A 24,269-nucleotide genomic window follows, 5' to 3' on the forward strand; every position below is an offset into this window, starting at 1 on the left:
TTTAGCCGGCCTAACCATCACCTAACCCCTTCCTTTTCTTATGCACTCGTTCCGTGCCGACCAATTCCGAATGATGGGCGTGCTCTCGCCCTGGCTCACCACCAATATGCCGGCCATCGGCAAAAGTAAAATTGCGGCCAAGGAGGCCGCCGACGTACTGGCCGGCCTGCCCGCCGTGCAGGGCAAAGCGGGCCTCACGGCCACCGAAACCAAGAAGGTGACCGAGCGCCGCACCAAGCAGCAGAAGGCCTTTGAAACGCGGATACTCTCGATGCTCGGGCCGCTGCAGATGGTGGCAACTGCGGCTAACGACATGGGTTTTATGGGCCTGGTCACCATCGGGCGCAGTGCGTTCCGGCACTTGCGGCCCGAATTGCAGGCCGGGGTGGGGCAGCAGGTACTGGCCAAAGCCAAGGCCAACAAGGTGGCCCTGGCCGACCACGCCATCGACACGGACTTCCTCACCGAAACCCAATCCTTGGCCGATGCCTTCCAGCAGGGCCTGCCCGCTACCCAGTCGCTGCTCGATGCCCGCCACAACGCCAACGCCACCTACGAGGAAGTCCACGAAGCCCAGATGACCCAGATTTACGAGCTGGACAAGGCCATGGGCATCTTCGAAACCGTGAACCCGGAGCTGTTCAAGGGCTATAAGTCGGCCCGGGCACTGCTGGATTCGGGCGGGGGCAAGGCGAAGAAGGCGGGGAAGGCGGCGTAGCGCGAGATTTAGCTTCGCTGACTTTCGGTTGTAATCCGCGTCCCTGCGCCGTTAATATCTCCGCGTCGACGTGGAGGTGTTAACGGCGCAGTTTCGTTTTCTGCCGGGCCAAGTACCATTGTGATGCGTAACCTACAATGCCAACATCTTCGCTGGTGAAGCGCACCAGCACCCAGTTACGATTGGGTACTGCAACGACGGTTCCCTGCCGGTTGTGACCTATGTAGAGGAGCGGGTTGCCGGGGCCGTCGGCCCGGGGGCGTGGGCGGATGTTCAATAAACTGGCCATTACATAAACGGTATCGCCTGCCAGCAGCGGCGGTTGCATTGCTGCTGGGAAGACGCAGTTTGACGGGTGAATTGCCTGCGTGCTATTGGGAAGCACCGGTTGGGCCTGCATAGCATCGGCAAACAACAGAAGCAAGAAGCAGCAAGGCAGCAGAAGGAGTGGCGACATATGCTAAGGAAGGAAAAGAGTTGTTCGATATAAAACGGAATGCCTACCGGTATACTTCGGCGCTGCTGCTACTCCTGCGCCAGCTGCTGCCGCAGCATCGTGAGCATCGATTGGGCGGCGTATTCCGTGTTCAGGGCGCGGCCCCGGTCCAGCACGTACTCGCGGGTGATGGTGTGGGTGGCGTCGGCGTAGGCGAGGCAGACGGTCCCTACTTTCTTGGTTTCGGTGGCCCCGGTGGGGCCGGCAATGCCGCTGATGGCCACGGCCACGTCCACGCCCAGGCGGTGGCGGGCCCCCTCGGCCATCTCGCGCACGGTGGCCTCGCTCACGGCCCCGAACTCGGCCAGGGTTTCGGGCTTCACGCCCAGCTCCTGCTGCTTGATGTCGTTGTGGTAGGCCACGATGCCGCCCCGGAAATACGCCGAGCTGCCCGAGACGCTGGTGAGGCGCTGCGCAACCATGCCGCCGGTGCAGCTCTCGGCCGTGCCGATGGTGAGGTTTTTGGCCAGCAGCAATTTGCCGATGGCGGCTTCGAGGGTGGTTTCAGTTTCGGCAAAAATGTACTCGCCGATGCGTTCGCGCAGGGCGGGTAGCAGGGCCAGCATGCGGCCGCGCAGGTCGGGGAGGCCGTCGTCGGAGCCGGTCAGGCGCAGGCGCACGGCCCCGAAGCTGGGCAGGTAGGCCAGCTTGAAGTTGGCGGGCAGGGCATCTTCCCACTCCTCGATTTGCTTGGCCAGAAAGCTCTCGCCCAGGCCGGCCGTCATGACGACGACGTGCTCGATGGGGGCGATGTGAAACTGCGCCTGCAGGCGCGGCAGGACGTGGTCGGTCATCAGGCGCTTCATCTCGAAGGGCACGCCGGGCATACTCACGAAGATGGTGCCCTGGTCCGAAAACCACATGCCGGGGGCCGTGCCCACCGCGTTGTGCAGCACCTCGCAGTTGGCCGGCACCAGGGCCTGCTGGCGGTTCACGTCGAGCATGGGCCGCTGGAAGCGCTTAAAAATCTCTTCGACGTGGTGCAGCGTGGGCTCGTGCATCACCAGCTCGGTGCCGAAGTAGCGGGCGAGGACGTGCTTGGTCAGGTCGTCCTTCGTGGGACCCAGGCCGCCGGTGATGAGCACCACCTGCGCCCGCTGCCGGGCCTGGTCCAGGGCCGCCACAATCTCATCGGCCCGGTCCGATACCGACGAAATCTGGCGCACCCGCAGGCCGATTTTGCCCAGCTCCTGGCCCATAAAGGCCGAGTTGGTATCGATGACCTGACCATACAACAACTCGTCGCCGATGGTCATAATTTCGACATCGGGCGGCGCGGCGTGGGGAAGTTGGGGGGGGCTGGAAGCAGGGGTGGGCTGGGCCGTGGGCATGAGTTGGGCGAAAAAAATAGGTTTGGCCGCAAATTTGTCTTCAATTTGCACAAGCGGCGGTCCAAGGACAGCCACAGGGGCCATCCGGTTTTCCCGCCGCGTCCGTTTTTTTCATGTTTACTCGCATTGCCAGTGCCTTGCTCGTAGCCGGCCTGCTGGCCGCCTCGGCCCCCGCCGCCCACGCCCAGACCACCGCCGCGAAAGCTGCTGCCGCCAAAAAAGCCGCCGCCGCCAAGGCCGCCGCTGCTAAAACGGCCGCCGCCAAAGCCGCCGCTACCAAGGCTGCCGCTGCGAAAGCCGCCACCACCAAAGCTCCTGTGCCCGTAGCCGCGCCCGTTGCGCCCCTCACCGAAGCCCAGGCCAGCGCCGGCGTCAAGGAAGCCCTCAACAAGGGCATCGTGAAGGCCGTGCAGTTCGCCTCCGAGCCCGACGGCTTCAACCTCAACGACGACATCCACATCCCGGTGCCGCCCGACCTGGAAATCGTGAAAAGCACCGTGGGCCGCCTGCCGGGCATGAACACGGTGTTCGCCCAGCTCGAAACCCAACTCAACCGCGCCGCTGAGGCCGCCGCGCCCAAGGCCAAGGATATTTTCCTCAATGCCCTGGCCAACATCAGCATCACCGACGCCCTCACACTGGTGACCAGCGGCTCGACCGACGCGGCCACGCAGTTCCTGCGCAAATCCACGCAGCAGCAGCTGATTATGGCTTTCCACCCCGACATTGAAGCCGCCATCGACCAGGTAGGGGCCGGCCGCGCCTACGCCACCGTTACCGACAAATACAACAAGATTCCGCTGATGACGCCCGTCAACCTCAGCCTGGCCGACTACACCACCCAGAAAGCCGTGGATGGCCTGTTCATCCTGCTGGCCAACGAGGAAGCCAAAATCCGCAAGAACCCCGCCGCCCGCACCAGCGACATCCTTAAGTCAGTATTCGGCCGGTAGTCGCAGCTAACCAGATTACTTGATTGAAAAAGCCCCGGCTGGAATTTCCAGCCGGGGCTTTTTTGTGGGCATAAGCACCGTAGTTTCCTAGTAGTCGTCGCTGTCTAAGCTGCTGCCGCGGCGGCTGCCCCGGCCACTGCTATAGCCTTCGTCGTCCTCATCGTCGTCGTCGGCAAACTCGTCCTCGTCATCGTCGAGGCTGGTGAAGCCGCCGCGGTCGGAGTTTTCGGCGCGCTCGGCTTCCACAAATTCCTCTTCGCTCATGTTGGCCAGGTCCAGGGCCTCGTCGTGCGAGGAGCCCGTGTCGGTCCACATCAGGTAGTCGGCGTATTTGGCCGAGAGGCGGTCTTCGGTATTGCCAATAGCGGCAGCGCCGCCCTTGGCAGCGTAGGAGTCCAAGTTGTCGTCGTCGTCGAGCAAGTTGTCGTCCAGGTCGTCGTCATCAATCATGGCCGGGGCGGATTAGGGTGAGGTGAGAAAAGATGCTTGAGCAGGCCGCGAAGATACGTCCGCAGTGCATTTCCAGTTCCCTTCCCGCGCCTTTGATTGGGAGAAAAAAGATAAGCTCAAGCTTGGGAAAGGCGTTTTTACCGGTTCACCGGGTTGCTATTGCAGCCAAGAAATCAGGGAGTTGAAAGCCCGGAAATCATAGGTGCTACCCGCGCACCGGCTGAAAATCCGTCACTATCAATTCCTCGTCGCAGAAGCCGTATTCAGCCGGCACGTTGGAGCTGAGCAGCAGGGTGCGGCCGGCGCGGGTGGCCTGCACATGCTCCTGGTACCAGGCCACGCCGGTGGTGTCGAGGTTGGTAGTGGGCTCATCAAGCAGGAGCAGGGGCGCATCGGCATACAGCGCCATGCCGAGTTTCAGCCGCTGCTTCATACCGGAAGAAAACTCGCGGACCAGCTGGTGCCGCGCCTTTTCGAGGTACATGATACCAATAAGTTGGTCAAGCGTCACGCCGGGCCGCAGCGGCTTGAACTGCGTGTGGAATTGCAGCATCTCCAGCAGCGTCAGCTCTTCCAGCAGTTCCAGGTAGGGCGCGGCGTACGCCAGGTGCCGGGGCACGTCCTCCACGGCCAACGCCTGGCCCACCAACGAATAAGTCAGCGTGCCCTCGGTGGGTAACAGCTGCCCCGAAAAGGTGTTCAGCAGCGTGCTCTTGCCCGCGCCGTTAGGCCCGAGCACGGCGGTGGCGCTGCCCGGCCGGAAAACGCACGTCAAGCCCCGAAAAATCCAGTCGCGCTGGAAGCGCTTGCCCAGGCCTGTAGCGGTGATTTGCAAGGTGGAGAAGGTGGATTGATTGGGTTGTTTGAGTCAAAAGAGGCCGTCATGCAAAGCGCAGCGAAGCATCTTTACCGCAATAGTAAATCAATTACTTTCTCGGCAAAGATGCTTCGCTGCGCTCTGCATGACGGCCTCTTTTGACTCAAAACGGAATATGCTTACTCCGATTCGCTGCCGTCGGGCCGGCCGCGCTTGGGGCCTTTGATGATGCCCCGCGTCGCGGCCCGCACAAATTCCAGGGCCAGGTCGCGCTCGGGCGAAGCGGGCAGCTCCCGCTCAATTTGCGTCAGGGCATCGTGGTTGTTCATGCCGCCCAGGAAGAGCGTGCGGTACAGCTGCTGCACCATGTTGATGGCTTCTTCAGAAAAACCCCGGCGGCGCAGGCCCACCGAGTTGGCCCCGGCGTAGGAAAGCGGCTCACGGCCGGCCTTCACGTACGGCGGCACGTCCTTGCGCACCAGCGACCCCCCCGAAACCATGGCGTGCGCCCCAATTTTAACGAACTGATGCACCGCCGACGACCCGCCCACAATGGCATAGTCACCAATTTCGACGTGGCCCGCCACCTGCACGGTGTTGGCCAGAATGCAGTGATTGCCAATGATGCAGTCGTGGGCGATATGCACGTAGGCCATCAGCAGGCAGTGGCTGCCCACGCGGGTTTCGCCCCGGTCCACGGTGCCGCGGTTCACGGTCACGCACTCCCGAATCACGGTATTATCGCCGATAACGGCGGTAGTTTGTTCGCCGGCAAACTTCAAATCCTGCGGCACGGCCCCAATCACGGCACCCGGAAATACCTGGCAATTGGCCCCGATGCGGGCCCCATTCATGATTGTCACGTTCGGTCCAATCCAGGTGCCCTCCCCAATTTCGACATCGGCCGCAATGGTCGTAAACGGCTCGACGGTGACGCCCGCCGCAAGGCGAGCCGAAGGGTGAATATAGGCGAGGGGGGAAAGCATTCTTGGGGAGTTATGAGTTTTGAGTTAGGAGTTAAGAGTTATTTCAAAGCTGGCACATTCAATCAATCGGCTAACTCTTAACTCTTAACTTCTAACTCTTAACTTAAAAATTAGGCGTCTTTGCGAACGATGGCGGCGCTCATTTCGGCTTCGCACACCACTTTGCCATTCACGAAAGCCTGGCCGCGCATCTTGGCGATGCCGCGCTTGATGGGGGCCAGCAGTTGGCAATGATACACGATGGTATCGCCGGGCAGGACTTTTTTGCGGAAGCGGGCATTCTCAATGCCCAGGAAATACTGCCAGTAGTTTTCGGGGTCGGGCACAGTGTTCATCACCAGGATGCCGCCGGTCTGGGCCAGGCCCTCAATCTGGAGCACGCCGGGCATCACCGGGTTGCCGGGGAAGTGGCCCTGGAAGAACGGCTCATTAATCGACACGTTTTTGACGGCCGTCACCACCTGGTCGTCCAAGTGAACGACCTTGTCAATCATGATAAACGGGTAGCGATGGGGCAGCACCTGCATAATGCGGTTGATGTCCATCACCGGCTCGCGGTTGGGGTCGTACATCGGCACCGGGTTGGTGCGCGATTCCAGCATCTTCTTCTTGATTTTCTTGGCGAAGGCGACGTTGGCGGCGTGGCCGGGGCGGGCGGCCAGAATCTGGCCTTTCAGCGGGCGGCCCACCAAGGCGAGGTCGCCCACCAGGTCGAGGAGCTTGTGGCGGGCGGGCTCGTTTTTGTGGCGCAGGTCCACGTTGTTCAGAATGCCCTCTTTTTTCACCGACACGCGGGGCTTGCCCAGCATTTTGGCCAGGTCGGACAGTTCGTCGTCGCTCACCACGCGGTCCACTACCACGATGGCGTTGGAGAGGTCGCCGCCGCGAATGAGGTTGTTTTTGTAGAGCATTTCGAGCTCGTGCAAAAAGCAAAACGTGCGTGACGACGCAATTTCTTCGCTGAACTTGCCAATGTCGTCCAGCGTGGCGTGCTGTGAGCCCAAGACGGGCGAGTTGTAGTCCACCATCACCGTGAGGCGATAATCGGTGAGGGGCAGGGCGGCGATTTCGACCCCGCGCGCATTGTCCACGTACCGAATGCTTTCCGGAATTTCGTAGTAGTTGCGCAGCGCGTTCTGCTCTTCAAATCCCACCGAAGTCAGAGCCTTGATGAACTCGGCCGACGACCCGTCCATGATGGGCGGCTCGGGGCCGGAGAGCTGAATCAGCACGTTATCAAGCTGCAAACCAACGAGGGCCGCCAGCGTGTGCTCCACGGTGTTGATGCGGGCACCGTTCTGCTCGATGGTGGTGCCGCGGCTCAGGTCGACCACGTTGTCCACGTCGGCATCCACGATGGGCTGGCCGGGCAAATCGACCCGCTGAAACTTGTAGCCGTGGCCCACCGGAGCGGGGCAAAACGTCATGGTGGCCTCTACGCCGGTGTGCAGTCCGATGCCGCGCACCGTCACGGGTGCCTGAATGGTGTGTTGCTTGTCGTTCATTCTTGCTGATTGTCAGCTGTTAGCTGTTCGCAATCAGGCTGAAAGGCGTTTGACCCTGACAACTGACCACTAGCAACCGACAACTAATAGGCTGCAAAGCTAGGGCTTTTCTGTCGCGTTTTTCGCCTTCTCCAGCGAGGCCACGCGCTGTTCGAGCTCGGGCAGGCGGCGGAAAACGATTTGGGCGCGCTGGTTCTGCTTGAAGTCGAAGGCCGTGGAGCCTTGCAGGAAGGTGCCTTCCTGCTTCACGTTCTTGCCGATGCCGGACTGCGCGGTGACGGTCGTTTTGTTGGCCAGCGTGACGTGGCCGGCCATGCCCACCTGCCCGGCCAGCACGCAATAGTCGCCGATTTTGGCCGAGCCGGCAATGCCCGTTTGCGAAGCAATGACCGTGTGCTGGCCGATTTCCACGTTGTGGGCCAACTGCACGAGGTTGTCGATTTTGCTGCCCCGGCCGATGCGCGTGGAGCCCAGCGTGGCGCAGTCGATGGTGGCGTTGGCCCCAATGCTCACGTAGTCTTCGAGCACCACGTTGCCGATTTGTGGGATGGCTTTATAAGAACCGTCGGGTTGCGGGGCGAAACCGAAACCATCGGACCCAACCACGGCCCCAGCTTTGACGACGCAAAACTGACCGATAACGGTGTCGGAATAAATCTTAGCCCCGGCGTGAATGATGCTGCCCGCACCTATCGTGACCCGGTCGCCGATGTAGGCGTGCGGGAACACCAGCACGTTTTCGCCCAGCCTGCAATTCTGCCCGATGTAGGAAAACGCTCCCCGGTAATGCCCGACCCCAATCTCCGACGACTCGGCGATAAACGAAGGCTGCTCAACGCCGCGCTTGCCAGTGCGGGTGGCCTGCGCGTAAAATTCCAGCAGCTGGCTGAAGGCGGTGTACGGGTTTTCGACCCGAATCAGGGCCGGCGTGATGGCCTGTTTCAGCTCCAGAGAATGGGCCACAATGACGGCCGAAGCGCCGGTTTCGTAGAGAAACGGCTCGTATTTGCTATTCGAAAGGAAGGTGAGGGAGCCGGCTTGGGCCTCTTCAATCTTGGCCAGGCTGGAGATGCGCAGGGTGGCGTCGCCCTCCACGGTGCCGCCGAGGACTTCGGCAATTTGCTGAACGGTAAATTCCATAAGGCGCAAAATTAGGCGGCGGTTTCTGTTTTTAGTCTGAACATCTGTTTAACTGAACGTCATGCTGAGCGTAGCCGAAGCATCTCGCGTGGTTACTGTAATCCAATCGTTGAAAAAAGAATTACTGCCACACGCGAGATGCTTCGGCTGCGCTCAGCATGACGTTCTTTTTTATTCGTCTACTTCTAATTCGTTTACATTCAACGAACTCCCAAGTCCTACACAATCTCCTTCGGGTAGCAGATGTAAAATTTCTCTACCCGCTGGCTCAGGGCGCGAATGTTGGGCAGGTCGGACGCTTCCATTACGTTCACGATGTCGCCTTTTTTGGTCAGGATTTCAATGGGTTCCTGGCTTTCGGCGTTGTAGGCGCTGTTGCTGAGGCGGCCCGAAATCATGAGCAGCGCGGCTTCGTCCATGGGCAGTTTGAATTTTTCGGCGATGAGTTCCTGAATACCGAGCTTGAAATCGTCCTCGAATGGCGTTGGGGCGAGCACGATTTTGAGCAGGTTGCGGTGCAAAATGCTCTTAGCCAGGTAGCTGAGGACCACGTCGGGGTGGCCGGCCCAGGCCTTAATGGCCGACCAGATGTCGTAGTCGTCGAGTTCCACGAAATGGCTGAGGATTTTCTCGTCCTTCTCGAACTCGTCCAGGCTCACGGCGCGGCCCAGAAAGTAGCCCAGGCAGCTGTTGGCAGGCACTTCCACCCCCTGGCGGGCCAGGTCGCGGGCGCGTTGCACCACCCGGATGACCATTTGCTCGGCCGAGGTCACGGTTTTGTGCAGGTACACCTGCCAGTACATCAGCCGGCGGCTCACCAGAAAATTCTCGACCGAGTACACGGCTTTTTCTTCGAGCACCAGCCGCTCCTCATGTACGCGCAGCATCTTGATGAGGCGGTCGGCCCCGGGGCGGCCTTCCTCCACACCGGTATAAAAGGAGTCGCGGTTGAGGTAATCGAGGCGGTCCATGTCGAGCTGGCTGCTCACGAGCTGGTGAAAAAACGGCCGCTTGTAAGTACCCTTAAATATTTCAATGGCCAAATCAAGCTTGCCATGAAATTCCTTGTTCAGCCGCTCCATTAGAAATAACGACAGCTGTTCGTGCGGCACATCCTGAAAAATGGCGGTTTCCAAGGCGTGGGAAAGGGGGCCGTGGCCTACGTCGTGCAGCAGGATGGCCGCCAGCGCCGCTTCGCCCTCCACGGCCGAAATCTTCACGCCCTTGTCCTTGAGCGTGCGCAGGGCCAGCGACATCAGGTGCATGGCCCCCAGCGCGTGGTGAAAGCGCGTGTGCAGCGCCCCGGGGTACACAAAGCCCGTGAGGCCGAGCTGCTGAATGCGCCGCAGCCGCTGGAAATACGGGTGCTCAATCAGGTCAAACAGAAACTCCGTCGGGATGGTGACGAAGCCGTAAACGGGGTCGTTGAAAATTTTCTTTTTGTTCACGGAAGGGGCGGGGAGGGGATGGCGGGCAGAAAATAGGACAGTAGAAATACGGAGCGAATGGGCGAAAACAGGCAACATTTGCAGTGCCTGCCCGTCAATAACTGAACGCGAAGCTACGGCAGGCCGTTTGGGCAAGCTCAACCCTTCCTCGGGAGTGTGGCTCCGCGAAAGCAGCCGCGCTTCTATATATCCATTCGGGACGTCTTACGTTAGCTTTAATAACCAAGACGCTAAAGTCCCCAAGACCTCAAGTCCTTACTATGCAACAAACCACCATCCTCTGGGCCGACGACGAAATCGACCTGCTCAAGCCGCACCTGCTGTTTCTCAAGGAGAAAGGCTACGACGTAACGCCCGTTAACAGCGGTGCCGATGCCATTGAGGAGATTCAGGAAAAGAGCTACGACCTTGTGTTTCTCGATGAGAACATGCCCGGCCTTACCGGCCTGCAAACCCTCACCGAAATCAAGGCCATCCGGCCCACCGTGCCCGTGGTGATGATTACCAAGAGCGAGGAAGAGCACATTATGGAGTCGGCCATCGGCGCTAAAATTGCGGATTACCTGATTAAGCCGGTGAATCCGAGCCAGATATTGCTGTCGGTGAAAAAAGTGCTCGACAACAAGCGCCTCGTGAGCGAAGCTACCAACTCGGGCTACCAGCGCGATTTCCGCCAGCTCGGCATGCAGCTTTCCGACCGCCTTTCGCCCTCCGAGTGGGCCGACGTATACAAGAAACTGGTGTACTGGGAGCTCGAAATCAACGAAACCGAAGGCAAAAGCATGGCCGAGGTTTTCAATATGCAGAAGGACGAGGCCAACTCGTATTTCGGCCGCTTCATCACCGAAAACTACGAGGATTGGGTGGACGGCAGCGACAAGGACGCGCCGCTCATGTCGCATCAGCTATTTAAGGAGCGCGTGTTCCCAACCATGAAAGCCACCGGTGAAACGCCTGTGTATTTCGTGCTCATCGACAACCTGCGCTACGACCAGTGGAAAGTGCTGGAGCCCATCATCACCGAGATGTTTACGGTGGATAGCGAGGAGATGTATTACGCCATTTTGCCCACCACCACGGCCTATGCGCGAAACGCTATTTTCTCGGGTATGATGCCGTCGGATATTCAGAAGAAATACCCCAACCTGTGGGTGACCGACGACGACGACGAAGGCAAGAACCTGCACGAGGCCGAGTTCATGGAAATCAACTTCCAGAAGAATAACCAGAAGGCCAAGCACAGCTACCACAAGGTGACCAACTTGCAGGCCGGCAAGGACTTGTTGGGCAAGATGAGCAACCTGCACAACAACTACAAGTGCAACGTCATCGTGTATAACTTCGTGGATATGCTCTCGCACGCCCGCACCGATATGGCCATGATTCGGGAGCTGGCGGCCGACGAATCGGCTTACCGCAGCATCACCCGCTCATGGTTCCTGCACTCGCCGCTGTATGAAATGATGCAGCAGATTGCCGAGAAAAAAGGCAAGCTCATCATCACCACCGACCACGGCACCATCCGCTGCAAGCGCCCGTATAAGATTGTGGGCGACCGTAATACGAATACCAATCTGCGTTACAAGCACGGCAAAAACCTGGGCTTCGAGGACTCACGCGACGTGTACGTGGTGCGCAAGCCGGAATCTATTTTCCTGCCGCGTGAGAATGTGAGCACGGCGTATGTATTTACGATTGGGGACTATTTCTTTGCTTACCCCAACAACTACAATTACTACGTGAACTACTATAAGGACACATTCCAGCACGGCGGTATTTCGCTGGAGGAATGCATTATTCCTTACATCACGCTCACGGCGAAAGGGTAGATAAGTTTAATAATTGAAAAAGCCCGACAGACACTATATTGTGCTGTCGGGCTTTTTTATTTTTGGAATTTTACTGCGATGAATAACATAGAAATATTGCTGGGCTTGCTGATGATTTCTGCCTGTAGCCAGCAGAAACAACCAGTACAGCAATTTGAAAATAAAGATGCGCTGACTTCCAAAACGAACTTCAATAGTCAATTGGACACAGCCACTTTTGCAGTTCTGCCATTCTCGAAAAAATCAGATTATTTGTTTCTGAAATCAAGACCCGCTAAGTTAACGGCTGTGGAAATACAACAAGTAAATGACTTATTGAGCAAAGCAGTTGCAGAACAAAATCAAGCTGAGGAGAAGGACTTTCAGAAAATGATAAAAATATTTCTGGAAGCAGCTCAACACCGAGAAAATTACTTCATCAATCTAAGTAGATACAGACGCCAATTTATTGCTGTGATTAACCCGAAAGGCGAAAAAAAGGTTTGGGTAAACTGTTTCTGTTCATCTGAACCCAATTGGCGTAAAAAAGAATTGGTAGTTGACGACGGAGGAAACTGTTATTTCAACGTCAAAATCAATCTTACTAAAGCTATTTGGTACGAGATGATGGTAAATGGTGAAGCTTGATTTAAAAAACAGACTATTTCAATTTATCCAGCGCCGCCTTCAAACGCGGCAGCGCGGCCTGAATCGAATCCACTGTTTCAGCCCCAACCGAGGCGCGGAACCACGGCTCCGAGGCTGGCGAACCGAAAGCGCTAAAGGGCACCAGCGCCAGTTTGGCCTCGGCGATGAGATAGGAGGTGAGCTCGGCGGTGGTGGTTAGCACGGTGCCGTCGGGGGTGGTGCGACCTAGTACGTCGATTTTGGCGGTGAGGTAGATGGCCCCGGCCGGAGCCACGGCATCGACGGGGTAGCCTTCGGCTTTCAGCGCTTTCAAGCCGTCGAAAAGGCCTTCCAGCGAGCTTTGCAGGCGGCCTTTGATGCTGGTCAGGAACTCATCGACGGCCGCGGTTTCGGGCAGGAATTTGCCCATGGCTACCTGTTCGGCTTTGGGTGCCCAGGCCCCGACGTGGCCGAGGATGGATTTCATCTTATCGATGATGGTGGTGGGGCCGAAGCTGTAGCCCACGCGCACGCCGGTGGCGGCGAAGCACTTCGACGTGCCGTCGATGTAGATGACGTAATCGCGCAACTCGGGGCGCAGGCTTACGGGGTCGTAGTGCTTGGCTTCGCCGAAGGTGAGGAGCCAGTAAATCTGGTCGTAGAGGATGTATAGTGGTTTTTCATCGGGCCCCCGGCGCTTGTTTTCGGCAATCACTAGGTCGCAGATTTCTTCCAGGCCTTCCTTGGTGAATACGGTACCGGTGGGGTTCAGCGGCGAGCAGAGGGCCAGCAGGTTGGCGCCCGCTACATACGGGGCCAGGTCGGCGGCCGTGGGCATGAAGTCGTTTTCGGGCAGCGTGGGCACGGCTACGGGCGTGGCCCCCACGAGGTGGCAGTAGTGGTTGTTGTTCCAGCTGGGCAGCGGGAAAATGGCCTTGTCGCCTTCGTCCAGCAGGGCGCGGTAGGTAGCATAGATGAGCGGGCGCGACCCACCGGCAATAAGAATGTCGTTGGGACCATACTCCAAGCCTTGGCGAGCTTTCAAAAACGCCGATACGCTGTCGCGCAGCTCGCCCATGCCGGCGGCGGGCGGGTAGTTGGTCATGCCGGCCTGGTAGGCCGCGATGATGCCAGCGGTGAGCCCGGCCGGAATCGGAAAAATCTTGGAGTCGAAATCACCGATGGTCAGGTTGCAGATGTTCGCGCCCTGGCGCACCTGCTCGCTTACCTGGTTGCCAATTCGAATGATTTCGGAGCCGATTAGGCCGGCTGCCATCTTGGATACTTGCATGGGAAAACGGTGAAATGAATGCCGCTGCGGCCCACGAAGGTAAATGACGCTGCGCGTAATGAGGAATTAAGAATGACAAATGAGGAATCTGGATAGCGACCCTATAGACTCTAACTTCCTCATTTCTTATCAAGCTGCAGGCCCTACTGCCCGGCGGCGCGGCGCAGTTCCTCATCGGCCCCGGCGGCGCGCTTGCGGGCGGCGGCCACCTTGCTATTGCCGAAGCGGTAGGTGAAGGCCGCCGTGACCACCCGCGTATCCTGCCGGGTGTAGAAAGTTTCGACGAAGTTGTCGTAAGTGGACGTGATGCGCAGGGGCGTAGTGTAGAAGATGTCGGCCGCGTTCAGGCGCAGCGTACCCTGCTTGTTCCAAATGCTTTTTTGCAGACCTGCCGACACCTGGCTACGCGGCCGGATTACTTCGAAGCCGTACACTTCCCGCGACTCATAAAGCCCGGTCACTTCCGCCGACCAGCCGCCCGGTATTGTGAAGCTATTATTGGCCGTGAGGGTGCAGGCCAGCTGGCCCCGGTCGAGGGCGGTGCCGGCCAGGCTGCCCACGTAGCGAGCATAGTAGACGGTGCCGTTGGCGTAGACCGTCCACCATTTGCGGAGTTCCAGGGGCGCGGTGAGGGTGAGGCTGTAGTTGTGCAGTGTGTTCAGGTTCACGTTGCGGTTCACCACTAGGCGGCCGCCGTCGGGGGCGGGCTGCACCACGTTCACAATGGGTTGGTGGGTGCGGGCGTAGGCCAGGGCCGTCACAAACTTCTGGCGGTAAGTATGCGTCAGCTCAGCGGAGTAGCTGGTTTGGGCCACCAAATCGGGGTTGCCGGCACTGTAGGAAGTCGCGTCGAGGTAAGCCCGTAGTGGGTTCAGCTGGGCGTAGTTGGGCCGGTCGATGCGCCGGGCCACCGCTAGCCCCAGCGCGTGCCGGGCGCTGAGCGTGCGCTGCACCGTAGCGCTGGGAAACAGGTTGAGGTAGTGCCGCTCACGGCTTGCTTCGCCCGCAAAGTCAGCCTGCGTGTTGGTCTGCTCGGCGCGCAGGCCCGCTTGCCAGGTTGTTTTCGCGGCAGCCCGGCTCAGGGTAACGTAAGCGGCATTCACGTTTTCGCGGTACTGGAAACTGTTCGAAAGCGCCGAGTTGAAAGCGCCATCGGACCAGAAAATGGCGGCGTTATCGGTTTGCACCCGGGTCACCTTCGCGCCGGCTTCCAGGCGGATGCGGCGGGGCAGGGGCATGCTGAAATCGACTTTCGCCGCCCCAATGCTAAGGTTGTTGCGCTGGTCGCCGGTGAGTAAAGTTGACGGCAGGGCCGGTGCGTCGAAATACGTATTCAGCACCATGAGGCGGGTGGTGTGGTAGCGGGCGTAGTCGGCATCGACGGTAAGGCTGGCCGCTGTGGCCGAATCGGCAAAGGCGTGGCGCAGGTTCAGGTTAGCGCTGCCGTTGGGCCGGTTGATATCCTGCGCCACCGTGGCAGAATAGTGGTCCGCCCCCTCGCCGCTGGCCCCGTAGAGCTGGGTCTGATTAGTCGTAGCGGTGTTGGTCTGGCTGGCCAGTCCGGTGGCCGAAATGCCTAATTGCGTGCGCTTGGAGAGCGTCAAATCCAACCCGATTTTACTACTGTGCGAGCGCAGCCACGACAGTTGCTCGTTGGCCTGCACGCTACTGGCCGCCGGTAGCAGGGACGTGGCGGCGAACTGCCGGTTGAAATCGACCCGCACGAAGCCGTGCCGGTCGGTGTAAGCGTAGTTGCCGTACAGGTTCAGGCTTTTGCGCCGGTGGTTGAGCGCGAAGCCCCCCGTGAACTTTCCGTATTCGCCGCGCCCGTAGCTGGCGTTGGCGCTGCCATTGGTGCCCAGGCGCTGGTCTTTTTTCAGGTGAATGTCAATCACGCCCGCGCCGCCCTGGGCGTCATACTGCGCCGGCGGGTTGGTAATCAGGTCAATGCGCTGCAACTGCTCAGCGGGCAGGGCCTTGAGGTAGTCAGTCAGCTCCGTGCCGGTGAGGGGAACCCGTTTCCCATCCATGACCACCAGCACGCCCGAGCGGCCGCGCAGACCCAGGTTGTCGGCCCCGTCCTGCGTCACGCCCGGCGCACGGGTCAGTACTTCCAGCGCCGTGGCACCGGCCGCAAGCGGGCTGTCGGCCACGTTCACCACGGTGCGGTCGGCCAGGTGCTCAAACAACGGCTTGCGGGTTGTCACGGTCACTTCTTTCAGGGCCGAAGCCTGGCTGGTTGTCAGGCGGATAGCCGACACTGCCAGGCCGGCCGCCGGCAGCGCATATACCGGGCTCCAGTACCGCGCAAACCCCACCTGCGCCACCAAAATCCGGTAAGAGCCGCCCGCCGCCGCTTCCAGCTGGAACCGGCCCTGCGCATCGCTGAGCTCCGATTTTACTACCACAGAATCGGCGGCCCGGTGCAGAGTTACGGTGGCAAACTCCACGGGTGCACCGGTGCTGTTTTGCACGGTACCGCTCAGCGTGGAGCGGCTTTGTGCCTGGCCGGCGAGGGGGGTAAGATAAATGGTGCCGGCGAGCAGCAGGGAGTAAAAACCACCTGCGGCAGAGCCAGACCGGCTCGGGTAGAAGCTGGGCATTGGGCTGGGATTGGGTAGAAATCGAAGAAAGAAGCCGGGAAACCGAAGCTGCCGGATTGCGGTAAGCACCAAACCACTCTTCCCAAAGCCGTTGATACGGCATTTGAAATGAACTGCTTAGCGTGCCCACCACAGTGTAAAGGTGTAGCCGAGCCGGCATTATTCCAAAAAAAGGCGGCCATTTTTGCCATTATAGCGGTATTTTCGCCGAATGCATCCCTTTACACTCACGGTTCCTTCCCTGGCAGCCCTACCTGCGGCCGCTACCCGCCTGCAGGCCGCCATTGCCGAAGCCGGCTGCTCGGTGGTGGCCTTTGAGGGCGAGATGGGCGCGGGCAAAACCACTCTAATCCGGGCGCTGGCCGGCGCGTTGGGCATAACTGACGACGTAAGCAGTCCCACTTTTTCCCTTGTGAACGAATACCGCGATGCCCGAGATATGCCCATCTATCATTTTGATTTCTATCGCATTGACTCCATCGCCGAAGCTGAGCGAATGGGCGCAACGGAGTACCTCGATTCCGGGTATCTTTGTTTGGTAGAATGGCCGGCCCGGGTGGCGGCCCTTTTGCCCGTGCCCCACCTCGAAGTGCGCGTACTGGTACTGTCCGACGAAGCCCGTGAAATAGCGTTAAAAATTATTGATTAAGGATTAGAAATTACGTTCGCATAGTTCTGAGTGTGTAGTAATTATTAATTGTTCATGATTTTTAATTCCCTGATTAATAATTTATAATCCCCCAAAATGCCCGAGCAGCTACCCTCCGGTTTTGAGTCTTTGGCCACCAGCCGCGCCTATTTCACCCAGGAATCGATGCTGGCCGTGGAAACGCGCAAACGCAAGCTATTCATCGGCATGCCGCGCGAAACCTCGCTTCAGGAAAACCGCCTTGGCCTTACGCCGGAAGCTGTGCAGCACCTCGTTTCGGCCGGCCACGACGTGGTGATGGAAGCCGGCGCGGGCGAGCCCAGCAAATACGCCGACCACGACTATTCCGAAGCCGGGGCCCAGATTGCCTACTCTACCGAGGAAGTTTTCAAGGCCGATATTCTGCTAAAAGTGGCCCCGCCCACACTCGAAGAAATCGAGCTGCTGCACCCTAACCAAACCCTGATTTCGGCCCTGCAAATGGGTTCGATGACGCCGGACTACATCGCGGCCCTTGCCCGTAAAAAAATCAACGCCATCGGCTTCGAGCTGATGAAGGACCCCAGCGGCGCCCGCCCCGTGGTGCGCGCCATGAGCGAAATCGCGGGCTCGACGGTAATGCTGATTGCGGCCGAATACCTGGCCCGCTCCAACGAGGGCAAGGGCATTATTCTGGGCGGCATCACGGGCGTGCCACCGTCGCAGGTCGTCATTCTGGGGGCCGGCACGGTGGCCGAGTACGCCGCCCGCGCCGCCACTGGCCTCGGGGCCGAAGTGAAGGTGTTCGACAACCATCTTTACAAACTGCGCCGCCTCAAGCACAACCTGGGCATGCAGCTCTATACCAGTACGTTGGATACATTTGCGCTCAGCCAGCAAATCCGGCGGGCCGATGTCGTCATTGGGGCGCTGGCCGTGGAAGACGGCCGCATTCCCTTCATGGTGCCCGAGGAAATGGTGGCAAGCATGGCCTCCGGTTCTGTCATCATCGACGTGAGCATCGACCAAGGCGGCTGCTTCGAAACCAGCGAGATGACCAGCCACAGCAGCCCCATCTTCCGCAAATATGACGTGGTGCATTACTGCGTGCCCAACATCGCCTCCCGCGTGCCCCGCACCGCCACCAACGCGCTCAGCAACATCTTCACGCCCATCCTCCAGGAAATTAGCCAGCACGGCGGCATCAACGAGGTGCTATTCACCAACGAACATTTCCGCAGCGGCGTCTACATCTACCGCGGCTCGCTGACGAATGCGATGATTGCGAAGAAATTTAATCTGCGGTATAAGGAATTAGGGCTGCTAATTGCAGTGCGTAATTAGCGAACTCTGAAATGATACTCATTTCTTAATCACCAACTCTTCAGCCACTATTTCAAAAGGAGGTATAGAATAAGGAATTAATGAATTACTTAAAAATGGTATTTCATCTCTGAATTCTGAAGGAACATTTTCATATTTCAAACTTATTATCGGACTTGCTACAAGATGGTAATTTGAGCCCGCGTAATATGGACTGGTTTTGTCATATGTGTACAGCCCACGTCTAGCGTGCTCCTCATAGCTTACTATATATAAACCAAATTCTTGCTCATTCGCAAGTGATGCTGCTTTATAAAGATTAGGACTTATTATAATTTGATTTGTGAGTTCCGGAAGTGCTAAAATTTTAGTATCAAGAGCCAGAATTTGAGCATCAATTTTGTGCGCTTCATCCTTTATAAAAGTTGGCACATATCCACCTGCCGAAGTGAAGTGGATAAGTGCGCCAGAGGCATCAAATACAAACCAGTCTAGGTCCATATAAATTGATGTTTAGTTTTTTGAAAAGCTTAATCACGTAGAAGCACCTTCCAAGCCTCTACCAGCCGCCCTTCGGCCAGTAGCTGCCGGCCCAGTTGTAGCAGCTGCTGCTTCAGTTCCAACGCATCGTCGCGGTGCTTGTTGAGAAGGTAGGCCACCATCGGTTTGGTTTTAAATTCTTCGACTTGCTCCGGCGTGGGCAGGGCGTCGCGCTCGATGTTGGCGAGGCGGCCCAACTCGTTGCCGGTGAGTACGTCGCTGTTGCGCAGGTGCTCGGGCAGCTGGTCGATGCCGATGCCAATGTGGCGGTTAGGCTTGGGCACTTCGAAGAGGCTGGAGCCGCTGGCGCGGCAGTACCAGTCGCCGCCGAGGCGGGCTATGGCGTCCAGTTTAAACGGGTCGATGCCGGTGGCATTGGGTAGGAGAATATCCTGGCGGAAGTGGGCGCGCACTACCCGGCAGATGATGAGGTTGCCGGCCCCGTTGTTCTGGCCCAGCTCGATGATTTGCTCCACCACACACTCAAAGGCGGCGGGCGCTTCAGCCACGCGGGGCGGGCGCACCAGCTCGGAGGCCAGCTCGGTGAGGCCGGCTTTGGTGAATTCGTTCACGCCCTTGCCGTACTCGGTGCTGGAGAGGGACATCTGCTCGACGAGGGCGTAGTCGCAAATGTTGATGACGACTTCGGGCACCTCGCGCACGTTTTCTAGCGTGTGCTTCTGGCTGTTGTCGCGCACGCGGTTGGCCGGCGAAAACACCAGAATGGGCGGGTTCGAGCTGAAGGCATTGAAGAAGCTGTAGGGGCTCAGGTTCACGCGGCCATCGGCATCGATGGTGCTGGCGAAGGCCACCGGGCGCGGGGCAACGGCCCCCACCAGAAAGGGGTGCCACTGGGCGGGCGTGAGGTCGGCAGGAGTGAGGGAGTGAAAAACCGGGGTGGGAGTGAGCATGGGCTGCAGAAGTATGCGCGGGCAAAATGGATGGCCAAAGCTAAGTAGCTTGCCGGCATGAAAGCGACTTTTCTGGGATTGCTGCTGCTTGCTGGGCGCACCGGTGCCGCTGCCCCGCCCGCGCCCGCCGATACCGCCCGGCTGCGGCAGCACCTGGTGTTTCTCACCGCCACGCCACAGCCGCGCAACTACCAGCACCCGGCCGTGCTCGACTCGGTGGGCGCTTACATTCAGCGGCAGTTGCGGGCGGCCGGGGCGCACTCCGTGGGGGAGCAGCCCTACGCCGTGCGCGGCCGCACTTACCGCAACGTCCTCGGCTCGTTTGGCCCGGCCGCCGGCCCACGTCTGATAATAGGAGCGCATTACGACGTGTGCGGCGAGCAGCCGGGGGCCGACGACAACGGCACCGGTGTGACCGCCCTGCTGGAGCTGGCCCGCCTGCTAGGCCAGCAGGCCGCCCTGCCGTATCGCATCGATTTGGTAGCCTACACCTTGGAAGAACCGCCGTTTTTCCGCACCGCAAACATGGGAAGCTACGTCCATGCGGCGTCATTGAATGCGGCCGTAATTCCGGTGCGCGGCATGGTAGCCCTCGAAATGCTGGGCTATTACGACGACCGGCACGGTACCCAACGCTACCCAATCTGGCCGCTGAGATTCATCTACGGCAACCGGGGCAATTACGTGACCGTGGCCCAGAAATTAGGTAATGGCCGCTTTGGGCGGCAGTTTGCGCGGCGTTACCGGCAGGTAGCGGCTTTGCCCGTGAAGCGCTTTAAAGCCCCGGCCTGGCTGCCGGGTATCGACTTTTCCGACCACCTCAACTACTGGAAGTTTGGCTACCCGGCCGTGCTGCTCACGGACACGGCTTTTTACCGTAACCAGAGCTACCATCAGGCTGCCGACACGCTGGCCCGGCTCGATATGCGTCGGCTGGCCCTGGCTGTGAACGCGCTTCTGGCAACGGTGTTGGCGGGCGGCTAAGTGTACGAGCGGATTATAATATTTGCTAAATTGGTATATGTTTGCTAAATAACTGTAGCTTTGGTTGTAATTCCAAACGATTGTGCCCTATGAACGCGCCCACCTGCCCGAAGTGTGATTCGTCCGAAGCCACGAAAAGTGGCGTTATTAATGAGCGGCAGCGGTTTAAGTGCCGAGCGTGCGGCTACCACTACACGGTGTCCAAAGTGGGGCGCGAGGTGGATAGCTACTACGTCATCAAGGCGTTGCAGCTTTATATTGAGGGCGTGAGCTACCGCGAGATTGAGCGCCTGCTAGGGGTGAGTCACGTAAGCGTGATGAACTGGGTGAAGAAATACGGCGTGAAGGCCCCACGCCAGCCCGACTATCACCCCACCTATAAAATCCTCAATCACAAGGAGCTGGCTGAATTTTTTCAGCAGCCCGCCAACCTGAAGGGGGCCGGTATGGTGGTGACGGAACTGGGCGACAAGTTCATGGTGATTCGCTGGGAGCGGTTCCGGGGGAGCTGAGCTATAGGAGGAGGGCGCGGCTATAGCACGGGCGGCGGCATCGGGCCGGGAATGTATAGGTTTGGGGAAACTGGATGCGGCTCCGTGAGAGCGCGCGCTGGTTTGGCTGCTCACTCTCCCACTATTCCCACAAACCCATGCATTTTTCTCGCTACGCACTGACCATAACTGCGCTGCTCGCCGCCGAAGCGGTTTCGGCCCAGGTGCAGCCACCACCCGTCGGTAATCCGACTTCACCGCCGCCGGCCGCTCCGGCCCCGGCACCCGCCCCGCCCGCGCCCACCAAGTCGACGCCTTACGGAGGCGGGCTCAAGATGAACCTCTCGCCCGACGGCTCCAAATACGTGCGGATTCTGCTCTGGACGCAGGTTTACGCCCGCTACAATGAGAATAATACCGGCACGCTGCGCGCCCCCGGTGTTGCTAAGGAAAGCCAGGTTGATTTTGGTATCCGGCGCTCGCGCATGGTAGTAATGGCTCAGCTCAACCCCCGGTTTCTGGTGTATACCCACTTGGGCATCAACAACCAGAATGCCGTGAGTGGGGGCGTGACCCCCGCCGACGGCAAAAAGCCCCAGTTCTTCATTCACGAAGCCGTGACGGAGTACAAGGTGAACAAGTACCTGAGTCTGGGCGCCGGCCTGCACTACTACAACGGCATTTCGCGCCTGACCAACGCCAGCACCACCAGCATTCTGCCGATGGACCTGCCGCTGACCAACTTCCCCACCATTGAGCAAACCGACCAGTTTGCGCGCTGGCTTGGCATCTTCGCCAAGGGCCGCATCGGCAAGTTCGACTACCGGGTGGCCATGGACGATGCCTTCCTGACCAACCTGACCAGCAACCCGCTGAGCCTGGGCACCACTTCGGGGACCGTAAGCACCGGCACTGGTGTGGCCAACTACAACCCGCAGAACACCAACCACGTGTACCAGGGTTACTTCAGCTACAACTTTCTGGAGCCCGAGGCCAACCTGCTGCCCTACACCCAAGGCACTTATCTGGGCACCAAGCGGGTATTCAGCATCGGCACGGGCTTTTTGTACAACAAGGACGCCATGTACTCGCGCACGGCCGGCAGCACCGCCGCGGTGACAGCCGACCCGTTTGCCACCATCGCCACCAACAAGCACGACATGGTGATGCTGGGCTTCGATGCCTTTTATGACGTGCCGCTCGATACAACTTCGCGCACGGCCATCACGCTCTACGGCGTGTACTACAACTTTAACATGGGTCCGAACTACGTGCGCTTCGTGGGGGCCGAAAACCCCGGTTATGGCATCGTTGCGGGTGGAAATAATAACCTGCGCGGCAACGCCGTGCCGCAGTCGGGCACCGGTGGGGTATTCTACGGGCAGGTGGGTTTCCTGATGCCCAAAAACATATTAGGCCCCAAGGCCCGGTTGCAGCCCTACGTGGCTTACCAGCACGCCAACTACGAGGGCCTGAAAACCACCGACGGCAGTGTGAAGGGCGTGAACATCACCGACGCGGGTGTAAATGTGCTGCTCGACGGCCACAATGCCAAAGTGACCCTCAACTACCGCGCCCGGCCCGATTTCACCAACGTGAACGACGTGAAGTACCGGCCCGAAATCACGCTGCAAACCCAGGTGTTCCTGTAGGCCCCGGGCGGTACTGGTTTTCTTATTCCTTTCTCACAAAATCCCCCCATAATGGAGCAGCAATCGACCCTATCTGACTACGCGGCGTCTCCCGCCGCGCACGACAATAACTCCACGCCCACGAGTAAAATCTGGCAGGTGATTAAGGCCTCCTCGGTGGGCACGGTCATCGAGTGGTACGATTTCTACATTTTCGGCTCGCTGGCGACCATTATTGCCACCCAGTTTTTCCCGAAAACCAACCCGCTGGCGGCTTTGCTGAGCACGCTGGCGGCGTTTGCGGTGGGCTTTGTGGTCCGGCCGTTCGGGGCCATCGTGTTTGGGCGTATCGGCGACATGGTGGGGCGGAAATACACGTTTCTGCTCACGCTGCTACTCATGGGCGGCTCCACGTTTGCCATTGGCCTGATTCCAAACTATGCCACCATCGGCGTGGCCGCCCCGGTGCTGATTTTCCTGCTGCGCGTGGTGCAGGGCCTGGCCCTGGGCGGCGAGTACGGCGGGGCCACCACCTACGTGGCCGAGCACGCCCCCGACAGCCAGCGCGGCTACTACACCAGCTTCATCCAGACCACGGCCACCATTGGCCTCTTTATCAGCATTGCCGTAATTGTGGGCACCAAGCTCACGGTGGGCGCGGCGGCCTTTGCCGATTGGGGCTGGCGTATCCCGTTCCTGCTCTCGTCAATTCTGGTGGTGGCCTCCTACATCATCCGCCGCAAGCTGAACGAGTCGCCGCTGTTTGAGAAAGCCAAAGCCGAAGGCACCACGAGCAAATCACCGCTGCGCGACTCCTTCGTGGAGCCCGTGAACCGGCGACTGGTGCTGCTGGCGTTGTTTGGGGCTACCATGGGGCAGGGGGTAATTTGGTACACGGGCCAGTTCTACGCCTACTTCTTTCTGCAAACCATTCTGAAAATTGAGCAGACGCAGGCCAGCATCATCCTCTGCGTAGCGTTGCTGGCGGCCACGCCGTTCTTCGTGTATTTCGGCTCGCTGTCGGACCGCATCGGGCGCAAGCGCATCATCATGACCGGCATGCTGTGCGGCGTGCTCTTCACCGTCCCGATTTTCTACGGCCTGAAGCAATTCACCGGCCCCATCATCGAGAAAACCGCCGCCACCGTGGATGCCGCCGGCGTGGCCGTGCCCGCTGTGATGGTGGCCAACGACTTCCAGATGTTCCCCATGATTGTGCTGGTGTTCTGCCTCGTGCTGTTCGTGACAATGGTGTACGGCCCCATCGCTGCCTACCTCGTCGAGCTGTTTCCCACCAAAGTGCGCTACACTTCGCTGTCGGTGCCCTACCACATTGGCAACGGCATCTTCGGCGGTCTGGTGCCACTGATTTCGACCGCCCTGGTGGCCTATGCCGCCGGGCAGCCGGATGGCTTCCTCAAGGAGCACAGCATCTACTTCGGCTTGGTGTACCCGGTTATTATCGCCGCCATCTGCTTTCTGTATGGCACGGCTAATATGAAGGACATCCGCAACGTGAAGCTAATGGATTGATTGCCCTGGCCAGTTGCGACGAGCTGAAAAGTCCGCCCGGCCTACGCCTGGCGGA

At 59.1% G+C, this 24,269-nt stretch carries 22 protein-coding genes; 10 read left to right on the top strand and 12 right to left on the bottom strand.

Features of this window, described 5'->3' with window-relative positions; translation table 11 throughout:
- The first annotated feature begins 40 nt into the window (after window positions 1-40).
- Complete coding sequence (locus tag ACVWYF_RS00520) at window positions 41-718, top strand: hypothetical protein (RefSeq protein WP_457063578.1); 678 nt, start codon at window positions 41-43, stop codon at window positions 716-718.
- A 79-nt stretch (window positions 719-797) separates the two neighbouring features.
- Here ACVWYF_RS00520 and ACVWYF_RS00525 read toward each other — a convergent pair whose 3' ends face one another.
- Both ACVWYF_RS00525 and ACVWYF_RS00530 read right to left on the bottom strand, forming a co-directional pair.
- The gene (locus ACVWYF_RS00525) at window positions 798-1,175 is read right to left on the bottom strand and encodes a hypothetical protein (RefSeq protein WP_457063579.1); all 378 of its coding nucleotides are present in this window, start codon (window positions 1,173-1,175) and stop codon (window positions 798-800) included.
- A 68-nt stretch (window positions 1,176-1,243) separates the two neighbouring features.
- Window positions 1,244-2,596 carry a competence/damage-inducible protein A gene (locus ACVWYF_RS00530; protein ID WP_457063580.1) on the bottom strand — a complete coding sequence of 451 codons (1,353 nt, stop codon included), beginning with the start codon at window positions 2,594-2,596 and terminating at the stop codon, window positions 1,244-1,246.
- Window positions 2,597-2,658: 62 nt separating this feature from the next.
- On the opposite strand from ACVWYF_RS00530, the gene ACVWYF_RS00535 reads away from it, so the two are divergent.
- On the top strand, window positions 2,659-3,498 hold the full coding sequence (locus ACVWYF_RS00535; protein WP_457063581.1) for a DUF4197 domain-containing protein: 840 nt from the start codon (window positions 2,659-2,661) through the stop codon (window positions 3,496-3,498).
- Window positions 3,499-3,585: 87 nt separating this feature from the next.
- On the opposite strand, the gene ACVWYF_RS00540 is transcribed toward ACVWYF_RS00535, so the two are convergent.
- The 6 genes from ACVWYF_RS00540 to ACVWYF_RS00565 all read right to left on the bottom strand — a co-directional run bounded on the left by ACVWYF_RS00540 (window position 3,586) and on the right by ACVWYF_RS00565 (window position 9,844).
- Window positions 3,586-3,948, bottom strand: coding sequence for a hypothetical protein (locus ACVWYF_RS00540; RefSeq protein ID WP_457063582.1), 363 nt, complete (start codon window positions 3,946-3,948; stop codon window positions 3,586-3,588).
- A 205-nt stretch (window positions 3,949-4,153) separates the two neighbouring features.
- A complete protein-coding gene (locus tag ACVWYF_RS00545; protein ID WP_457063583.1) occupies window positions 4,154-4,783 on the bottom strand; it encodes an ABC transporter ATP-binding protein in 630 nt (209 codons plus the stop codon).
- A gap of 161 nt (window positions 4,784-4,944) precedes the next feature.
- On the bottom strand, window positions 4,945-5,751 hold the full coding sequence (gene lpxA / locus ACVWYF_RS00550; protein ID WP_457063584.1) for an acyl-ACP--UDP-N-acetylglucosamine O-acyltransferase: 807 nt from the start codon (window positions 5,749-5,751) through the stop codon (window positions 4,945-4,947).
- Window positions 5,752-5,861: 110 nt separating this feature from the next.
- A complete protein-coding gene (locus tag ACVWYF_RS00555) occupies window positions 5,862-7,256 on the bottom strand; it encodes a bifunctional UDP-3-O-[3-hydroxymyristoyl] N-acetylglucosamine deacetylase/3-hydroxyacyl-ACP dehydratase (protein ID WP_457063585.1) in 1,395 nt (464 codons plus the stop codon).
- Between the two features lie 99 nt (window positions 7,257-7,355).
- Window positions 7,356-8,396 (bottom strand): UDP-3-O-(3-hydroxymyristoyl)glucosamine N-acyltransferase, encoded by a 1,041-nt coding sequence (lpxD, locus tag ACVWYF_RS00560; protein ID WP_457063586.1) that lies wholly within the window; start codon window positions 8,394-8,396, stop codon window positions 7,356-7,358.
- Window positions 8,397-8,614: 218 nt separating this feature from the next.
- Window positions 8,615-9,844 (bottom strand): HD domain-containing protein, encoded by a 1,230-nt coding sequence (locus tag ACVWYF_RS00565; protein ID WP_457063587.1) that lies wholly within the window; start codon window positions 9,842-9,844, stop codon window positions 8,615-8,617.
- A 260-nt stretch (window positions 9,845-10,104) separates the two neighbouring features.
- Here ACVWYF_RS00565 and porX point away from each other — a divergent pair, with 260 nt between their 5' ends.
- Together porX and ACVWYF_RS00575 are read left to right on the top strand one after the other, a co-directional pair.
- Window positions 10,105-11,673 (top strand): T9SS response regulator signal transducer PorX, encoded by a 1,569-nt coding sequence (gene porX / locus ACVWYF_RS00570; protein ID WP_457063588.1) that lies wholly within the window; start codon window positions 10,105-10,107, stop codon window positions 11,671-11,673.
- A gap of 78 nt (window positions 11,674-11,751) precedes the next feature.
- Complete coding sequence (locus ACVWYF_RS00575) at window positions 11,752-12,300, top strand: hypothetical protein (protein ID WP_457063589.1); 549 nt, start codon at window positions 11,752-11,754, stop codon at window positions 12,298-12,300.
- Window positions 12,301-12,313: 13 nt separating this feature from the next.
- Here ACVWYF_RS00575 and ACVWYF_RS00580 read toward each other — a convergent pair whose 3' ends face one another.
- Together ACVWYF_RS00580 and ACVWYF_RS00585 are read right to left on the bottom strand one after the other, a co-directional pair.
- Entirely contained in the window at window positions 12,314-13,570 is a 1,257-nt protein-coding gene (locus tag ACVWYF_RS00580) for a pyridoxal phosphate-dependent aminotransferase (protein WP_457063590.1), read from the bottom strand.
- Between the two features lie 143 nt (window positions 13,571-13,713).
- Window positions 13,714-16,173: an outer membrane beta-barrel protein gene (locus ACVWYF_RS00585; RefSeq protein ID WP_457063591.1), complete on the bottom strand. Its 2,460-nt coding sequence runs from the start codon at window positions 16,171-16,173 to the stop codon at window positions 13,714-13,716.
- Window positions 16,174-16,384: 211 nt separating this feature from the next.
- Here ACVWYF_RS00585 and tsaE point away from each other — a divergent pair, with 211 nt between their 5' ends.
- Both tsaE and ACVWYF_RS00595 read left to right on the top strand, forming a co-directional pair.
- A complete protein-coding gene (tsaE, locus tag ACVWYF_RS00590; protein WP_457063592.1) occupies window positions 16,385-16,822 on the top strand; it encodes a tRNA (adenosine(37)-N6)-threonylcarbamoyltransferase complex ATPase subunit type 1 TsaE in 438 nt (145 codons plus the stop codon).
- 96 nt (window positions 16,823-16,918) lie between these two features.
- The gene (locus ACVWYF_RS00595; RefSeq protein WP_457063593.1) at window positions 16,919-18,145 is read left to right on the top strand and encodes an alanine dehydrogenase; all 1,227 of its coding nucleotides are present in this window, start codon (window positions 16,919-16,921) and stop codon (window positions 18,143-18,145) included.
- Between the two features lie 18 nt (window positions 18,146-18,163).
- Here ACVWYF_RS00595 and ACVWYF_RS00600 read toward each other — a convergent pair whose 3' ends face one another.
- Both ACVWYF_RS00600 and ACVWYF_RS00605 read right to left on the bottom strand, forming a co-directional pair.
- Window positions 18,164-18,625 (bottom strand): hypothetical protein, encoded by a 462-nt coding sequence (locus ACVWYF_RS00600; RefSeq protein WP_457063594.1) that lies wholly within the window; start codon window positions 18,623-18,625, stop codon window positions 18,164-18,166.
- Between the two features lie 29 nt (window positions 18,626-18,654).
- A complete protein-coding gene (locus ACVWYF_RS00605; RefSeq protein WP_457063595.1) occupies window positions 18,655-19,575 on the bottom strand; it encodes a flavin reductase family protein in 921 nt (306 codons plus the stop codon).
- 57 nt (window positions 19,576-19,632) lie between these two features.
- Here ACVWYF_RS00605 and ACVWYF_RS00610 point away from each other — a divergent pair, with 57 nt between their 5' ends.
- The 4 genes from ACVWYF_RS00610 to ACVWYF_RS00625 all read left to right on the top strand — a co-directional run bounded on the left by ACVWYF_RS00610 (window position 19,633) and on the right by ACVWYF_RS00625 (window position 24,214).
- The gene (locus tag ACVWYF_RS00610; RefSeq protein WP_457063596.1) at window positions 19,633-20,559 is read left to right on the top strand and encodes a M28 family peptidase; all 927 of its coding nucleotides are present in this window, start codon (window positions 19,633-19,635) and stop codon (window positions 20,557-20,559) included.
- 89 nt (window positions 20,560-20,648) lie between these two features.
- Window positions 20,649-21,071, top strand: a complete 423-nt coding sequence (locus tag ACVWYF_RS00615; protein ID WP_457063597.1) for a transposase — start codon at window positions 20,649-20,651, stop codon at window positions 21,069-21,071.
- Window positions 21,072-21,208: 137 nt separating this feature from the next.
- Entirely contained in the window at window positions 21,209-22,702 is a 1,494-nt protein-coding gene (locus ACVWYF_RS00620) for a hypothetical protein (RefSeq protein ID WP_457063598.1), read from the top strand.
- A 51-nt stretch (window positions 22,703-22,753) separates the two neighbouring features.
- Window positions 22,754-24,214 carry an MFS transporter gene (locus ACVWYF_RS00625; RefSeq protein ID WP_457063599.1) on the top strand — a complete coding sequence of 487 codons (1,461 nt, stop codon included), beginning with the start codon at window positions 22,754-22,756 and terminating at the stop codon, window positions 24,212-24,214.
- Window positions 24,215-24,269 lie beyond the last annotated feature (55 nt).

This window comes from Hymenobacter sp. UYAg731, assembly GCF_054061335.1.